The 16,374-nt window shown below is 74.5% G+C and carries 12 protein-coding genes; 8 read left to right on the forward strand and 4 right to left on the reverse strand.

Going from position 1 to position 16,374, the window contains the following annotated elements:
* Window positions 1-101: 101 nt before the first annotated feature.
* Together MXD60_RS19825 and MXD60_RS19830 are read right to left on the reverse strand one after the other, a co-directional pair.
* Window positions 102-524, reverse strand: a complete 423-nt coding sequence (locus tag MXD60_RS19825; protein ID WP_518468302.1) for a globin — start codon at window positions 522-524, stop codon at window positions 102-104.
* A 31-nt stretch (window positions 525-555) separates the two neighbouring features.
* Window positions 556-2,367: an alpha-amylase family glycosyl hydrolase gene (locus MXD60_RS19830; RefSeq protein WP_248820821.1), complete on the reverse strand. Its 1,812-nt coding sequence runs from the start codon at window positions 2,365-2,367 to the stop codon at window positions 556-558.
* A gap of 329 nt (window positions 2,368-2,696) precedes the next feature.
* On the opposite strand from MXD60_RS19830, the gene MXD60_RS19835 reads away from it, so the two are divergent.
* Window positions 2,697-4,916 (forward strand): ATP-binding SpoIIE family protein phosphatase, encoded by a 2,220-nt coding sequence (locus MXD60_RS19835; RefSeq protein WP_248820822.1) that lies wholly within the window; start codon window positions 2,697-2,699, stop codon window positions 4,914-4,916.
* A 48-nt stretch (window positions 4,917-4,964) separates the two neighbouring features.
* On the opposite strand, the gene MXD60_RS19840 is transcribed toward MXD60_RS19835, so the two are convergent.
* Window positions 4,965-6,593 carry an SDR family oxidoreductase gene (locus MXD60_RS19840; RefSeq protein ID WP_248820823.1) on the reverse strand — a complete coding sequence of 543 codons (1,629 nt, stop codon included), beginning with the start codon at window positions 6,591-6,593 and terminating at the stop codon, window positions 4,965-4,967.
* 65 nt (window positions 6,594-6,658) lie between these two features.
* Window positions 6,659-7,174: an HNH endonuclease gene (locus MXD60_RS19845; RefSeq protein ID WP_248820824.1), complete on the reverse strand. Its 516-nt coding sequence runs from the start codon at window positions 7,172-7,174 to the stop codon at window positions 6,659-6,661.
* A 520-nt stretch (window positions 7,175-7,694) separates the two neighbouring features.
* On the opposite strand from MXD60_RS19845, the gene MXD60_RS19850 reads away from it, so the two are divergent.
* From MXD60_RS19850 to MXD60_RS19880, 7 genes are all read left to right on the forward strand, one after another.
* The gene (locus MXD60_RS19850; protein WP_248820831.1) at window positions 7,695-8,978 is read left to right on the forward strand and encodes a mechanosensitive ion channel family protein; all 1,284 of its coding nucleotides are present in this window, start codon (window positions 7,695-7,697) and stop codon (window positions 8,976-8,978) included.
* Window positions 8,979-9,062: 84 nt separating this feature from the next.
* Window positions 9,063-9,782 (forward strand): response regulator transcription factor, encoded by a 720-nt coding sequence (locus tag MXD60_RS19855; RefSeq protein ID WP_308222543.1) that lies wholly within the window; start codon window positions 9,063-9,065, stop codon window positions 9,780-9,782.
* Between the two features lie 308 nt (window positions 9,783-10,090).
* Window positions 10,091-11,656 carry a HAMP domain-containing sensor histidine kinase gene (locus MXD60_RS19860; protein WP_248820832.1) on the forward strand — a complete coding sequence of 522 codons (1,566 nt, stop codon included), beginning with the start codon at window positions 10,091-10,093 and terminating at the stop codon, window positions 11,654-11,656.
* Window positions 11,657-11,850: 194 nt separating this feature from the next.
* Complete coding sequence (gene malQ, locus MXD60_RS19865) at window positions 11,851-14,217, forward strand: 4-alpha-glucanotransferase (protein WP_248820826.1); 2,367 nt, start codon at window positions 11,851-11,853, stop codon at window positions 14,215-14,217.
* 10 nt (window positions 14,218-14,227) lie between these two features.
* Window positions 14,228-14,602: a hypothetical protein gene (locus MXD60_RS19870; protein WP_248820827.1), complete on the forward strand. Its 375-nt coding sequence runs from the start codon at window positions 14,228-14,230 to the stop codon at window positions 14,600-14,602.
* Window positions 14,589-15,023 carry a DUF5130 family protein gene (locus tag MXD60_RS19875; RefSeq protein ID WP_248820828.1) on the forward strand — a complete coding sequence of 145 codons (435 nt, stop codon included), beginning with the start codon at window positions 14,589-14,591 and terminating at the stop codon, window positions 15,021-15,023. The genes MXD60_RS19870 and MXD60_RS19875 overlap by 14 nt, the downstream gene beginning before the upstream one ends.
* Before the next feature lie 44 nt (window positions 15,024-15,067).
* Window positions 15,068-16,204: an alanine racemase gene (locus MXD60_RS19880; protein WP_248820829.1), complete on the forward strand. Its 1,137-nt coding sequence runs from the start codon at window positions 15,068-15,070 to the stop codon at window positions 16,202-16,204.
* Window positions 16,205-16,374 lie beyond the last annotated feature (170 nt).

Below are 16,374 nucleotides of genomic sequence, written 5' to 3' on the forward strand. Positions count from 1 at the left end.
CCCCCCCCCCCCCGGGGGGCGCCCCCGGGGGGCGGCCCCCCCCCCCCCCCGGCCCCCCCCCGCGGGGGCCGGGGCTGCTGGCGGATACGTCGGACGTGTCGTCAGTCGGCCCGGTTCTGGAGCGAGTTCGCGGCCATCGTGAGGTAGTTCCACAGCGTGGTGAACTGCTCCGGCGGCAGGTCCAGCGAGTCGACCGCGGCGCGCATCACGACGAGCCAGGCGTCCCGCTCGGCCGTGCCGATCGAGAACGGCGCGTGCCGTAGCCGCAGCCGCGGGTGGCCCCGCAGCTCCTGGTAGTCGCTGGGCCCGCCCCAGTACTGGATGAGGAACAGGCGCAACCGTTCCTCCGCGCCGGCCAGGTCCTCCTCCGGGTACAGCGGGCGGAGCACCGGGTCGTTGGCCACACCCTCGTAGAACCGCGCGACCAGCTGACGGAACGTCGGTTCACCACCGACGGCGTCGAAGAAGGTCATGGTGGGCTGGGCCGGGCTGGATGGCTGGCTCACCTGTCCATTGTGCTTCACCGACGCGGCCAACCGGCCGGGTGCGTGCCCGTCATCCGTCCCGCGGCGCGATCCACGCCGTGGTGTCCGCCGGCAGGACGAGGGTGGCACCGTCGTAACGCACAGGTCCACTGGCGAGGACGAGCCGACCGGCGATCGGAAGTTCGACGTCCCCGTCGGTGGCCATCACGCAGGTCATACCACCGGACCCCACGGTGGTGGCCACCTCCGGTGCCAATGCCGGTACCCCTGACGGTGCCCCGGCGGGTGCCGGCCGGTCGAAGGCGACACAGCCCGCACCGGCGTCGGCATGCCACCGCAGCTCCTCGCCGCGCAGGTGCGGCAGGGCGCGGCGCAACGCGAGCGCGCCCCGCACGAGCAGCCACGTCGACATCGGGTCGGCCACCTGGGCGAGCACGGTGAGCCGCGCCCAGTCCGCCGGCTGCGGCAGCCATGGCGCGACACCATCGCCGGTGAACCCGTACGGGGGCGCCTCGCCGGACCAGGGCAGCGGCACCCGGGCACCGTCCCGGCCCGGCGAGGTGCCGCCGGACCGCGTCCAGACCGGGTCCTGGCGGGCGGCCGCCGGCACCTCGGCCTGCGGCAGCGCCAGCTCGTCTCCCTGGTAGAGCACGGCGACGCCGGGCAGCGCCAGCATGGTCAGCAGCGCGGCGCGGGCGCGGCGGGCGCCGCGCTCGCCACCGCCGTAGCGGGTCGCCGACCGGACGACGTCGTGGTTCGCGAGCACCCAGGTCGCCGGGGCGCCGACCGGGGCGAGCGCGGCGCGTTCGGCCTCGATCGCCGCGCGCCAGCCCGCCGCCGAGAACGGCGCGGCGAGCAGCGAGAACGAGAACGTCAGGTGCAGCTCGTCGGGGCGCACATACCGGGCGAGCCGGGCCGGATCGCGTACCCAGGTCTCGCCGATGAGTACCCGGGGTCGGCCGTCGCGGGCGGTGTACCCGTCGGTGATGGCCCGCCAGCCGCGGTAGATCTCGTGCACGCCCTCCTGGTCCCAGATCCGCGGCTCGGCCTCGTCGCGGAATCCGCTGTCCGGGTTCAGCTCCGGGCCGGTCGGGTTGTCCCGCAGCTCGGCGTCCTTCACCAGGCCGTGGCTGACGTCGATGCGGAATCCGTCCACCCCCCGGTCCAGCCAGAAACGCAGCGTTGCCTCGTGATCGGCGCGGACGGCGGGATGGGACCAGTTCCAGTCGGGCTGTTCGGCGTCGAACAGGTGCAGGTACCACTGGCCGTCCGGCACCCGGGTCCAGGCCGCGCCGCCGAAGACGGACTGCCAGTTGTTCGGTGGCAGCGTGCCCTGAGAGCCGCGGCCGTCGCGGAAGACGTAGAGCTCGCGCCGGGGGTCGCCGGGGGGTGCCGCGAGCGCCGCGCGAAAGGCCGGGTGCGCCGAGCTGGAGTGGTTCGGCACCAGGTCGACGAGCACGGCGAGGCCGGCCCGGGCGGCGTCGGCGAGCAGGGCGTCGAAGTCCGCGAGGGTGCCGAACAGGGGGTCGACGTCGCGGTGGTCGGCGACGTCGTAGCCGTGGTCGGCCATCGGCGACGGATAGAAGGGGCTGATCCACAGGGCGTCGACGCCGAGTTCGGCGAGCGCCGGCAGGCGCTGACGCAGACCCCCGAGATCGCCGACGCCGTCGCCGTCGGAGTCCGCGAAGCTGCGCAGGTACACCTCGTAGAGCACGGCCCGCCGCCACCAGTCCGCGTCCCGTTCGGCCTCGGCCGCAGTGGCCGGAAGTTCTGTCCGTGGGGTGGGACCTATGTGACGGGCAGGCATATCTCTCCCGGTCGGACGGTCTTTGTTGAGCGGGTCGCTCATGGAATGATCCGTACTGCGATGACGTGTCCCCATGTATTCCTTCCGGGCGTTTTTGCTGCTGCCGGCGCCGCATCCCTCGCAGGTGCCGGAAGGGGTCCCGCGTCGGTGACGAAAGCCATGGTCGGGAGGTCGGTCCGGGTCTGCCGACGAAGCCGGCCGAGGCGCGCGAAGGGAGGACGATGGGGTACCGCTCCCTCCTTCGGTCTACCTTCTCGCGATGCGCGATATCCGGCTACCGAACTAGACTTTCTCGGGTGGACCAGGTGACTGGCCGTTACGGCCCAGTCCCGGGAGTCGGATTCCGGCGGGGGCAGGTGGAAGCAGCCCCGTCGTCCGAGCCGTCGTCCGGGAACCCCCTCGAGGTGTCTGCGGCCAAGGCCGGGACATCCGCGGGGGACCAAGCCGACGGCGGCGACGGCGCTTCGGCGGCGGCTGCCCTGACTCGGCGGGCGCGCGCCTCGACCTCGGCCGGGCTGCGCACCGCCCGGGGGTTCGCGCGCACGCTGTTCGGTCGACCGCGCACCGTCGGCCGGGAACGCGCCGCGGGGTCGCCCTCGGCGTTCCTCGCCGACGCCGCGCTCGTGCTCGGCGAGACCCTCGACCCCGACCGGGTCGTGAGCCTGCTCGCAGACCTCGCCCTGCCCCGGTTCGGCAGCACCGCGCTGGTCTGGCTGCGGGAGGGGGACACCCCCCGGCTCGGCGCCTGCCTCGCGGCCAACCCGCGGGCCGGGCAACTGCTGCGGGCGATGATCGCCGCGAGCCCGCCCCGACTGACCGACGAGTTCCCGCCCGGGCTCGTGCTGCGCACCGGGCAGGTCTTCTGCGTGTCCAAAGTCGGTGACCTGCGGCCCGCGCTGTCGTTCTCGAACGAGCTGGCCTACCGCCGGTTCGGCCGGATCCAGGACGGACCGATCGCGAGCGTCCCGCTGGCGGCCGGTGGCGAGGTCATCGGCGTGCTGACCGTCGGCCGCCCGGAGATCTTCTACTCCAACGCCGAGATCGCGCTGCTGGAGGACCTGGCCCGGCACGGCTCCCTCGCGCTGCACAACGCCCTGCGCTTTCGGGAGGCGCAGGAGTCGGCACTGACCCTGCAGCGATCGCTGCTGCCCGCCCACCCACCCGCGCTCGACGGCGTCGAGATCGCCATGGAGTACCGGCCGGGCACCGCGGGCACCGAGGTCGGCGGCGACTTCTACGACGTCATCCCGCTGTCCGGTGGCCGGGTCGGCGTCGCCATCGGCGACGTGATGGGCCGCGGCCTGCGGGCGGCGGCGGTGATGGGTCAGCTTCGCGCGGCCCTGCGGGCCTACGCGCTGGAGGACTGGGGGCCGGCGGAGGTCCTGTCCCGACTCGACCGGGTCGTCGGCCTGCTCCCCGGTCTGCAGCTCGCCACCTGCATGTACGCGGTGTATGACCGGCACACCGGGCGGGCGGTCATCGCGAACGCCGGCCACCTCGCCCCCCTGGTGATCCTGCCCGACGAGGATCCCGACTACCTGGTGCTCGACCCGGGCCTGCCGCTCGGCGTCGCCGACGAGGGCGCCGACTTCTGCGAGATGACCGTGACGCTGCCGCCCGGCTCGGCTCTGGTGATGTTCACCGACGGCCTGGTGGAATCGCGCCGACGCCCGCTGGAGGAGGGGCTGCGCAGTCTGCGCAGCGGACTGATCGAACAGCGCGCCTGGGTGGCCGCCGCGCGCGGAGCCGGCGCCACCGCGGATGGTGCCGCTGCCCCGGCCGACGCGGCCGGCGAGACGCCGAACGGCGCCGCGGCGGCCGAGTGGGTGGACCGGCGTGCTCCCGGGCCGTCCCTCGGGCCGCCACCCGGCATGCCCGACCGCCGCAGCGGCCGGGACCGGCGCGGCGGGCAGCGGCGCCACGGCGGGGCCGAGCGGCGCCGACGGACCCGCGGCGGCTCGTTCGCGGTGCGAAGCTGGTTCGGCCCGGACGCCATCGACGGCGCCGGCGAGGGCCCCACCGAGGAGACCGCCCGGTCGCTGGTGGAACGCTGCCTGCTCGCCGCCGACCTGCCGGCCCGCACCGACGACGACACCGCGCTGGTCGCGCTCACCACGCTGGCGGTGAACCCGCCGCTGCTCGAACTGGCCCTGCCGGCGGTGGGGGCCTCGGCCGGCCAGGCCCGCATGGCCATCCGCACCGTCCTGGTCGACTGCGGGATCGTCGCGGTCGACGACGCGACCCTCCTGGTCAGCGAGGTGGTGACGAACGCGGTCCTGCACGCCCGCAGTGACCTGGTGCTGCGGGCGTACCTGGAACCCGGCCGGCTGCGGATCAGCGTCGAGGACCGCGAGGGTGCGCACCTGCCGCGCCCCGGCGCCGCCGCCGAGAACCGGCCCGACCCCGAGTCGGGCTGGGGTCTGCTGCTGGTCGAGGCGCTGTCGCTGGCCTGGGGCGTCGAATCCACCGCGGGCGGCAAGCGGGTCTGGTTCGACATCGAGGTACCGGAGCGGACGCCCGGCGCTGGCCCGTGGCACTCGCCCGCGCAACCTGATCCGCCGGCCGGCAGCGCGGACGGTCGGCCGCCGCCGGATCCGCCCGCGCAGAGCCGTGGCCGGCCCTGACGAGCCCGCCACGGGCACGGAGCGCGGGCCGGACCGGGGGACCGGCCGTCAGCCGGCGGCGCCCCGGTCCGCCGGCCGCGGGTCGGCCGGTGAGCGGGTCGGGTCGGCCGCCGGGGAGGGGGAGTCGGGCGTCTTCTCGGTGACGCGGACGATGTTGCGCAGCATGCCGCCGAACACGGTGGCGTGGAACGGACTGATCGTCCACCAGTACAGCTGGCCAGCAAGCCCCGCGGGCCGGAAGATCGCCCGCTGCCGGTAGACGGTCGCGCCGTCCGGGCCGCGCTCCGCCCGCAGCTCCAGCCAGCCGTCGCCGGGCATCTTCATCTCCGCCCGCAGTCGCAGCAGCCGGCCCGGTTCGATCTCCTCGACCCGCCAGAAGTCCAACGCCTCGCCGACGTGCAGATGCTGCGGATCGCGCCGCCCGCGGCGTGGTCCGACCCCACCGAACAGGGTGTCCAACCATCCCCGCGCGGACCAGGCGAGCGGCCAGGAGTACCAGCCGTTCTCCCCGCCGATGCCCTCGATGACCCGCCACAGGCGCTCCGGCGGCGCGGCGACGGCCAGGTGCCGCTCGTCGACGTAGAGCGCGCCACCGGACCACTGCGGGTCCGTCGGCACCGGTTCGCCCGGTGGCCGGGGAGCGCAGGTTCCACCAGCCGCCGGCGACCGTGCGGTGCCGCCCGCCCGGGTCAGCTCGTCGCCGGCCGTCCTGGCGGCACGCGTCGGCCAGACCGCTGTGGACCAACGGGTCTCCACGCCGCGTTCGCGGACGCGGGCCAGCGCGTACGTGACGGCGGTGTCGAACGGCAGCAGGCCGTCCGCGGGGTCGGGGATCAGACGGCGGACCGCTCCGCCGTCGCCCACCACCACCTCGGTGCGCAACGACCGGACCAGCGGGCGCGCGATCGCCTTCGGCACCGGCGTGATCAGCCCGACCCACAGCGACGACAGCCCGGGCGACAGCATCGGCACGGGAATGATCACCCGCCGCCGCAGCCCCGCGACGGCGGCGAAGCGCTGCATCATCTCCGCGTAGGTCAGCACGTCCGGCCCGCCCACGTCGAAGGAGCCGTGGACGTCGGCGGGCACCGCCAGCCCGCCGATGAGGTAATGCAGCACGTCGCGGACGGCGATCGGCTGGATCCTCGTGCGCACCCAGCGCGGGGTCAGCATCATCGGCAGCCGCTCGGTGAGGTGGCGGAGCATCTCGAACGACGCGCTGCCGCTGCCGATGATGACGGCGGCCCGCAGGACGAGGGTGGGCACACCCGAGTCGAGCAGGATGCGCGCGACCTCCTGGCGGGAGCTCAGATGCGCGGACAGCTCGCCGTCCCCGGCGGGGCTGAGGCCGCCGAGGTAGATGATGCGGCGCACGCCCGCGTCGCGGCAGGCCGCGGCGAAGGCTGCGGCCGCCTGCCGGTCGACCGCGGAGAAGTCCCCGCCGCTGTCGATCGAGTGGATGAGGTAGTAGGCGACGTCGATGCCGTCGAGCGCCGCGGGCAGGGAGTCCGGATCTCGCGCGTCGGCCTGGACGATGTCGGCCCTGGCCGCCCAGGGGATGTCCCGCAGCCGGGCCGGGTCGCGGGTCATCGCCCGGACGTCGTGGCCGCGGTCGAGCAGCCGGGGGGCGAGCCGGCCGCCGAGGTAGCCGGTCGCCCCGGTCACGAGTATGCGCACGCCGGCTACCTGCCCGGTGCGTCGCCGGCTATCCCGGCCCGCCGCCGGCGGCGGGCCGACCTGCCTCAGGCGGAGGCGGCCTCGGCGACCTCGGTGCTCAGGTAGGCCGACCAGCGCGGATCCATCCGGCGGGAGCCCAGAATGCGCCAGGCGGCTCCGCTCGGCGCGCGGGGCGCCGTGCGAAGCCGCCAGCCGAGATCGGCAACGGCCCGGTCGGCTTTTACATGGTTGCAGCGGCCGCAGGCCGCCACCACGTTCTCCCAGACGTGCGCCCCGCCGCGTGAGCGAGGGATGACATGGTCCAACGATGTTGCCGGCGCATTGCAGTACACGCATCGGTGGTGGTCACGAGCCAGGACACCCTTGCGCGTCAGGGGCACCTGCGAGCGGTAGGGCACGCGCACGAATCGCGCTAACCGGACCACGATCGGAACATCGATCGCAGCCGCCGCGGACCGAAGAACCTGACCGGCCGACTCGACCATCACGGCCTTCTCCGTCAGGACCAGGACAAGCGCCCGTCTTTGCGACACCACGCACAGAGGCTCGTACGTGGCATTGAGAACCAGCGCCTCTGCCACGCGCCGACCTCCCCACCGAGGGCCCTTTATGGGCCGATCTGCCCAGCGTCTCCGGTGACAATGGACAGTCAACCGTCTTCTGCGGCAGAACGCGAGCCTGTTTGCATGGTCATCGGCTTTCGTGCCGTGGCGCTGCGCATATCTGGTGGTATTTGTCACTCTCTGCTGACCAATTGGTGAACTCGGAGTGACGCAGGGTCGTGTGGATCTCGAGGCGCTGGCGCCGCGGTGGCGCCGGTGTGTCCGCCGGATCTCGCGGGGGGCGGGCGCGGGTGGGCTGGCGCCGTGGGCCAGACTGATCTCTGATCGTCGCCCTGGGCCGTGGGCGGCTCGGGGCCGGGGGCCCGCCGCCACGCCGCCCGTGGGGCCGGCGAGGCCCGACCGCGGCCGACCGGTCGACGAACCGCCGGCCACCGCCAGACCAGACCAGCTGAACGCCACTGGCCCGCTGTCCGGCCTCCGGCGGGGGAGCTGGCCGGTGAACGACGACCGCCGGACGAAGACGACCGGCGCAGAAAGGATGACCGACGTCGTGACGCCCGCCCCGTCCCCGCTGGCCGCTTCGCTGCTCCCCGGGCTGGACATGCTGATGTCCGCCGCCCCCTCCCCGGCGGTTGCGACGGCCGGGACGAGCAGCCCGCTGCCGTCGCCCAGCCCCTCGCCGACCACCGACCCGCTCGTCTCCCTGGAGGGAGTCGCGAACGCCTTGCGGGATGCCTGCGGCACCAGCCCCGGCCTGCTCTGCCGTACCGTCTACAACACCACGCACAGCAACTATCTGGCGTCTGGTGCGGAGGTCTTCCTCGGCACCCCGATCAGGATCGTGCTGATCCTGGTGATCGCCCTGGTGGTGCGGGCGCTGCTGCACCGTTTCGTGCGACGCACCGCCGAGCGGGCCGGCGCCGGCGGCAACGGTGGGCTGCTGCGCGGGATGCGGGCCGGCAGCCTGCTCGGCGCGTTCGGCGATCCGGCGGTGCTGATGGAAAGGCGCCGGCAGCGCGCCGCGACCGTCGGCTCGCTGATGCGCAGCGTAACGTCGGTCTTCGTCTTCGGATTGGCATTTCTCAGCGTTCTCGGTGAGCTCGGCATCAATCTCGCCCCGATCGTCGCCAGCGCCGGAGTGCTGGGAATCGCGGTGGGATTCGGGGCGCAGAACCTGGTCCGGGACTTCCTGTCCGGGATGTTCATGCTGCTGGAGGACCAGTACGGAGTCGGTGACGTGATCGACGTCGGTCCGGTGTCCGGGACGGTCGAGGCGGTCAGCCTTCGAATGACGCGGCTACGTGACGTGGAGGGAACCGTCTGGTACGTCCGTAACGGGGAAATCACCCGCATCGGTAACAAGAGTCAGCAATGGGCGCGCACCGTGCTCGACGTTCCCCTCGACTACGACACCGATGTCACCCGCGCCAAGAGCGTGCTGGCCGAGGCCGCCGGGCGGCTGTGGGCGGACGCCGAGTGGAGCAGCCTGATCCTCTCCGCCCCCGAGGTGTGGGGCATGGAGACGATGACCGCGGACGGCTACACCCTGCGGGTCGCGATCAAGACCCAGCCGCTGAAGCAGTGGGAGATCGCCCGCGAGCTGCGCGAGCGGGTGCGCGACGCGCTCTCGGCGGCGGACATCGCGATCGGCTCGGTCCAGCGCAGCGAGGTGACCGTGGTGGACGACGACGACGAGGACGGTCTGGGCGGGGGCGACGACGAGGACGACGCCACCGCGGCCCTGGGCGGCCAGGACAACGGGATCATCGGCGACGACATCCCCCGGGCCCGGATCGACCCGCCGAGCTCGGCACGGGCCTGAAGCCGGGCTGAACATCGCGGTAGGTGTTGCTGAGACCGGCCGCTGATGGCCCGCCCGTCCGCACTCGCGGGGCAGACTGGAACCGTGCGGGTACTGGTGGTCGACGATGATGCTGCTGTCCGGGAGTCCCTGGAGCGTTCACTGCGGTTCGAGGGCTACGAGGTCGCCACGGCGGTCGACGGGCTGGACGCGCTCTACGCCGTGGGGCGCGACCAGCCGGACATCGTCATCCTCGACGTGATGATGCCGCGGGTGGACGGCCTGGAGGCCTGCCGCCAGCTGCGGGCGCGTGGCGACGACGTCCCGGTGCTCATGCTGACCGCCCGCGACGGCCTGACCGACCGGGTCAGCGGGCTCGACGTCGGCGCGGACGACTACCTGGTCAAGCCGTTCGCGCTGGAGGAGCTGTTCGCGCGGCTGCGAGCGCTGGCTCGCCGCGCGGCCCTGGCCGCCCGGGTGGCGAGCGCCACGCCGGGCGAGCCCGCGGGCACCGCTCTGAGCTATGCCGGTGTCACCCTGGACCAGGCCAGCCGGCAGGTCGTTCGCGGCGAGCGGGAACTCACCCTGACCAAGACCGAGTTCGAGCTGCTCGAACTGTTCCTCGGCCATCCCCGTCAGGTGCTGTCCCGATCCACGATCATGGAGCGGGTCTGGGGCTACGACTTCGGGCCCACCTCGAACTCGCTCGAGGTGTTCGTCAGCTACCTGCGCCGCAAGCTGGAGGCAGGCGGGGAACCCCGCCTGCTGCACACGGTGAGGGGAGTCGGATACGTGCTGCGTGAGCCCGCGGGAGACCGCGCGTGAGCGGTGCGTCCCAGCCGCGCGCAGCGCAGTCCCAGCCGCGCGCAGCGCAGTCCCAGCCGCGGGCGACGCCGCCCCCGACCTGGGGCGCGCCGGTCGTCGCCGGCCTGTCCGCCGGCGGCGCGGCGGCCTCGCTGCCGGCCGGGATCGTCCACGGCGGGGCCGCGGCCAACGCGCCCGGACCGGACGGGTACGCCCCGTCGGCGGGCGGGGCGGGGGAGACCGGGCTGGGCGGGCGAGGATCCCGGCTCAGGCTCTCCTCGCCGCTGAGCCGCCTGACCCTGCGGGCCAGGCTCGCGCTGCTCGTCGGCATGGCGGTGGCCGCGGCCGTCGCCGTGGTCGCCGGCGTCTCGCTCGGAGCCACCAGCATCGTGCTCAACCAGGCCATCGACGACCAGCTCGTCGAGCAGGCAGAGGCGTCCGCGGAGACCATCCAGGCCAACCCGCAGGGGCTGGGCGTGGCCCTGCGGGCGTTCAGCTTCGGCCTCGAGGGCCAGTTCCTCGACGCCGCGGGCAACCCCCTGGGCGGTTCGATGACGTCCTGGAACCAGGTACGGATCCCGGTCAACGCGCAGGACGCGGAGGTTGCCCGCCACGAGCGGGCACAGAACCTGCGGACGGTCACCGTCGCCGGCCGTTCCTACCGGCTGGTCACCGTACCGCTGCAGATGCCGGCGTCCGGCGGCGCGCTGCAGCTCGCCCGGCCGACCACCGACGTCGACCGGACGCTGCGCGAACTTGGCCTCGTCCTGCTCGTCGTCGGCGTGGTCGGGGTCGTCGGCTCGGCGCTCGCGGGCCGCATCGTGGCCCGCGCGGCGCTCAAACCCGTCGACGCCGCCGCGGCGGCCGCCGAGGAGGTCGCCCGTACCCAGGACCTTTCGGCGCTGATCCCGGTCACCGGCGCCGATGAGATCACTCGGCTGGCGGAGAGCCTCAACAGCATGCTGCGCGCGCTGGAGGCGTCCCGTCAGCGTCAACGCCAGCTCGTCGACGACGCGAGCCACGAACTGCGCACCCCGTTGACGAGCCTGCGCACCAACATCGAACTGTTGCTGCGAGCCGAGGCGAACCCACACCGCCCGCTGCCCGCAGCTGACCGCCAGGCCCTGCTGCGCGACGTCGACGCCCAGATGCGGGAGCTGTCCGGGCTGGTCAGCGAGCTCGTCGAACTGGCCCGCGACGAGCTGCCCGCCGAGGAGATAGAGCGCCTCGACCTTGCCGACATCGTGCTCGCCGCCGCCGAGCGGGCGCGGCGCCGGGCCAACAGCAAGGGCATCCGGATCGAGGTCGACGCCGTCCACTGTGCCGTCGACGGCCGGGCCGGCATGCTGGAACGCGCCATCACCAACCTGCTCGACAACGCGGTGAAGTTCTCCCCGCCGAGCTCGGTGGTGCGGGTACGCTGCGTCGCCGGCGAGGTGACCGTGGCCGACGAGGGCCCGGGGATCGCGGCGCAGGAGCGCGCCCAGATCTTCGACCGGTTCTACCGGGCCACCTCGGCCCGCGGTCTGCCCGGCTCCGGCCTCGGCCTCGCGATCGTCGCCGACGCGGTGCAGACCCATGGCGGCAGCGTCAGCGCCGAGGCGGCGCCGGGCGGCGGGGCGCTGCTGCGCCTGCGCCTGCCCACCGCCGAGCCCGAGTACGACGTCGGGCCACCCGACGGCCGGTCCCAGGGCGGCCAGCCCCAGGTCGGGGCCGGTCTCGGCGCGCCGGTGGGATTCGGGCCGGCTGACCGCGGGCAGCCGCGCGGGCCGGCCGGCCCGGCGCCGACCTCGCCGTCGCCGTGGAGCCGACCGTTCGACACCGACGTGCCGGACGCCGACGGGCGGCTGGGCGCGGGCCCGCCGCCCGAGGGAGACGACAATCATGCGGTGTGAGCTCAGACGACCCCGCGCGTCCCGTCCCGTCCGCAGGCCCCGAGCCCGGCGAACCGTTCGCCTCCGCCGGCCTGGCTGATCCCCGGCCGCCGGCCGGCTCGACCGCGCCGCCCGACCCCGCCGTGTCACCTGAGCCTGCCGTGTCACCCGAGCCTGCCGTGTCACCCGAGCCCGCCGTGTCACCCGATCCGGGCGTGGACGCTGATCTCGCGGCGCTCGCCGAGGCGTACGGGGTCGCCACCGGCTACCTGGACGCCGAGGGCGGTCAGGTCCAGGTGGACCCGCAGACCGTGCGGGCCGTGCTGGGCATGCTGGGAGTCGACCCGGCGGATCCGGCGGCTGCCCTCGCGGACCTGCGCGAGGCGCCGTGGCGTCGGCGACTTCCGGCCAGCGTCGTCGTCTCCGCGGCCACGCCGTCCCCGGTGGTGCTGCACCTGCCGGCGCGGGCCGCCGCCCGGGTGGAACTGGAGCTCGAAGCGGGCCGGCGGATCGCCCTCGACCCGCCGGGCGAGCCGCTGGAACGCCGCGAACTCGACGGCGAACCGTGGACGGCGCGGACACTCGCGCTGCCCGCCGGGCTTCCGCTGGGCGACCACCTCCTGCACGTCGACGTCCAGGACGCGGGCGGGCAGGCGCAGGCCCAGACGCTGCGCTGCGCCGTCGTCGCCGTGCCGGACGCGGTTCCCGATCCCCCCGCGATGGTCCGCGCGGTCGGCTCGGGTCCGCCCGCGCCGGTCCGGACCTGGGGATGGATGATCCAGCTTTACGCCGTGCGGTCCGCGGCGAGCTGGGGCATGGGTGACTACGCCGACCTTGCGGAGCTCGCGGCCTGGTCCGGGGCGGCCGGCGCCGATGTGCTGCTGGTCAACCCGTTGCACGCCGCCGCCCCGACCCTTCCGGTCGCCGCGTCGCCGTACTCGCCGGTCAGCCGTCGCTTCGCCGCGCCGCTGTACCTGCGGCCGCAGGAAACTCCGGAGTACGCTCGGGCCGACCGGCGCACCCGCGCCGCCGTCGACGAGCTGGCGGCCGAGGCCCGCCGCGCGGGCCGCCCGGGCGGCCTGCTCGACCGGGACACGGTGTGGCGCGCGAAACTCGCCGCGCTGGAGCTGCTGTTCGAGGTCGCCCGCGACGAACCGGCCCCGACCCCTGATGCCGCGTCCGTCCCCGATGCCGCGTCCGCCGGCGGTGCGACGTCCGCTGGCAGTGCGACGTCCGCTGGCGGTGGGTCGTCCGACGGGTTGGCGGACTTCGCCACGTGGTGCGCGCTCGCCGAGCGGCACGGAGCGGACTGGCGGGACTGGCCGGCTGACCTTGCCCGACCCGACGGGCCGGCGGTGGCGGCGGTCCGGGTCGAGCTCGCCGATCGCATCGCCTTCCACGAGTGGCTCCAGCGACGCTGCGACGATCAGCTCGCCGCCGCGCAGGCGGCGGCCCGCGCCGCCGGGATGGCCGTGGGGATCGTGCACGACCTGGCGGTCGGCGTCGATCCGGGCGGGGCGGATGCCTGGGCGCTGCAGGACATCCTCGCCGTCGACGCGACCGTCGGCGCCCCACCGGACACGTTCAACCAACAGGGCCAGGACTGGGGGCTGCCGCCGTGGCGGCCGTCGGCGCTCGCCGAAGCCGGCTACGCCCCGCTGCGGCGGATGGTCGCCGCGGTGCTGCGCCGTGGCGGCGGGCTGCGGGTGGACCACATCCTCGGCCTGTTCCGGCTGTGGTGGATCCCGCGCGGGGCGGGCGCGGCCCGGGGGACCTACGTGCGTTACGACGCCGCGGCGATGCTCGGGGTGATCGCGTTGGAAGCGGCCCGGGCCGGCGCGCTGGTCGTGGGCGAGGACCTCGGCACGGTCGAGCCGTCCGTGGCCACCACGCTCACCGGCGCCGGCGTGCTCGGCTCGACGGTCCTGTGGTTCGAGCGGGACGCCGACGGCGCGGCGCTGCCCCCGGCCCGGTACCGGCCGGCGACGATGGCCAGCCTCACCACCCACGATCTGCCCACGGCGGCCGGCTATCTGGAAGGCGAGCACGTGCGGGTGCGCGCCGGCCTCGGCCTGCTGAGCCGGTCCGCGCGGGCGGAGTGGGCGGGCTGGCGGGCTGAGCGGGACGATCTGATCGACCTGCTGCGCGCCGAGGGCCTGCTGGGCGCCGACGTCGTCGGCGAGGCCGACGTCGTCGGCGGCGGCGTCATCGGCGGGGCGGGCGATGAGGAGGAGCAGTTCGCGCCGGCGGTCCGCGCCGAGCTCGCGTTGGCGCTGCACCGGCTGCTGGTGCGCTCGCCGTGTCGGGTGGTGCTGGCCGCGCCCGGCGACGCGCTCGGCGACCTGCACCAGCCGAACCTGCCGGGAACGGTCGACGAGTACCCGAACTGGCGCCTGCCCGTGCGCGACGGCGACGGGCACGAGGTCACGATCGAACGGCTGCGCGTGGACCCGGCCGTCGCCCGCCTGGCGGCCCTGCTCGACGAGGTTCGGTCCGGTGCCGCGGGCGGCAGGCCCACGTCAACGCCCACAGAAGACCCTTCAATACCCCTGACGGAGGACCCAGGGCCCACTTACCGGTAACCTTCGCTGCGTGACATCTAGTCAACCGCGCTGGTCCCGGGCTTCGGCCCTGCGCAGGGTGTTGACGGTCGCCGGCCTCGCGCTGTTCGCGGTGCCGGTGTTCGCGGCCACCGCCTCCGCTTCGGAGATCGGCACCAGGTACAACCCCGACCCGCTCACCGCTCTGCAGACCTGGGGTATCTACGGCGGCGCGATCGTCGGCGGGTTCCTGGTCGCGACGCTGCTGGCGGCGTGGTCGAGCCGCAGCAGCGGCCCGGTCCGCTACCGCCCGGGCCAGCCCTGGGAGCACGACGAGGTCTGGATCGGCACCCGCCCGGAGGAGATCGACGGTGAGCGGGAGCAGAAGGCGGTTCCAGGGGCGGGCGGGGCCAGTGGCAACTGGTGAGGTATTCAGCCCCGAGCAGCTGGACCGGCTGAACCGGGCGCTGGAACTGGCCGCGAAGCACAGCGGCATCCTGTTCAGCGTCCGGGTCGGTCCGGTGCGCGGCGATGTTCGGCTCGCCGCCGAGCGGATCCTGTCGACCCTCGTCGAGGATCCGCAGCGGGATCCCGCCGCGCTGATCGTCGTCTCGCCGGGTCAGTGCTTCGTCCGGGTCGCGACGACACCGGCGGCCCGCTCGCGGATCGGTGACAGCGCGGCGGCGCTGGCCGCCCTGACGATGTCGTCCAGTTTCGCCCTCGGCGACCTGGTCGGCGGCCTGACGACGGGCATCCGTCAGCTTGGCGAGGTCGCGGGCCCCGCGCCCGTGCCGCGCGGCGGCGCGATCGCCAGCCCGGCGGCCCAGCCGCGCACTCCGGTCAGGTAGCCGCCCGGGAGGCCCGGCGTCGGGGGCTGTCGACGGGAGCGGATGTGAACACGTCAGGCGACCGACTCGAGCCCGAGACCGCGTACTCCCAGCTGGACACCCCGGCTGTCGTCGTCGACCTGGACGTCGTCGAGCGCAACGCGCGTGCGATGGCGGCGTGGATGACCTCGCGGGGAGTGTCGCTGCGTCCCCACGTGAAGACGCACAAGAACGTGGAGATCGCTCGGATTCAGGCCGCGGCGGGCGCCAGCGGGATCACGGTCGCCACGTTGGGCGAGGCCGCGCTCTTCGCGGCGCACGGGTTCGACGACGTCTTCATCGCCTACCCGTTGTGGGCGTCGCCGGTGAAGGCCCGCCGGCTGGCCGAGGTGCGGGAACAGGTCCGGTCGCTGGCGGTGGGCTGCGACTCGGCCGCTGCGGCGCGCATGCTGGCCGGCGCCGTCGGCGGGCAGTCGCCGCTCGCGGTCATGATCGAGATCGATTCGGGTGGGCGCCGTTCGGGTGTCCGGCCGACCGCGGCGGCGACGGTCGCGCGGCAGGCCGCGGACCTCGGGCTCGACGTGCGCGGCGTGTTCACCCACGGCGGCCACGGCTACCGCGGCCCCGAGGAGCGCCAGCGCGCCGCCTTCGACGAGGTCGGCTCGCTCACCCGGGCGGCCGGGCTGCTGCGCGACGGCGGCTTCGGGCGCGGGCCCGGCGGACTCGTCGTGAGCGCCGGCTCCACGCCGACCGCCGCGTTGTCGGCGCGCGCCCCCGTCACCGAGGAGCGGCCCGGGGTGTACATCTTCGGCGACCGCACGCAGGTCCTGCTCGGCTCCTGCAGCTGGGACGAGGTGGCGCTGGTGGTGGCGACCACGGTCGTGAGCGTCTCGGTGCAGGGGCTCGGCACCCAGTTCGTCCTGGACGCGGGGTCGAAGGTGCTCTCCTCCGACCGGCCCGCCTGGCTGCGGGGCCACGGGCACGTCGTGGAGTATCCGCAGGCCGAGATCGAGCAGCTCTACGAGCATCACGCGGTCTGCCGGATGAGCGGCGAGTACGAACCACCCGTGCTCGGCACCGTGCTGCGGGTCGTGCCGAACCATGTCTGCCAGGTGCCCAACAACGTCGACGACATGGTGGTGTTCCGCGCCGGCACTCCGACCGGCGAGCGCCTCAGGGTGGACGCCCGCGGCCGCTTCTAGCACCCGCCGCCAGCGACGCCCTGAGGGTGCTCCCGGTCGGTGGGGGGGGGGGGGGGGGGGGGGGGGGGGGGGGGGGGGGGGGGGGGGGGGGGCGCCCCCCCCCCCCCCCGGGGGGGGCCCCCGCCGGGGGCGGCGGTATGGCCGACCCCGCATCCTCGCCGATGATCCCG

The sequence above is a fragment of the Frankia sp. AgB32 genome, assembly GCF_023243045.1.
GTDB lineage: Bacteria > Actinomycetota > Actinomycetes > Frankiales > Frankiaceae > Frankia.

Excerpts from the sequence above, each read along its gene's own strand:
- MXD60_RS19860 (WP_248820832.1), top strand. The coding sequence starts at position 10,091 with ATGGCGGTGGCCGCGGCCGTCGCCGTGGTCGCCGGCGTCTCGCTCGGA.
- MXD60_RS19850 (WP_248820831.1), top strand. The coding sequence starts at position 7,695 with ATGACCGACGTCGTGACGCCCGCCCCGTCCCCGCTGGCCGCTTCGCTG.
- MXD60_RS19830 (WP_248820821.1), bottom strand. The coding sequence starts at position 2,367 with ATGGGGACACGTCATCGCAGTACGGATCATTCCATGAGCGACCCGCTC.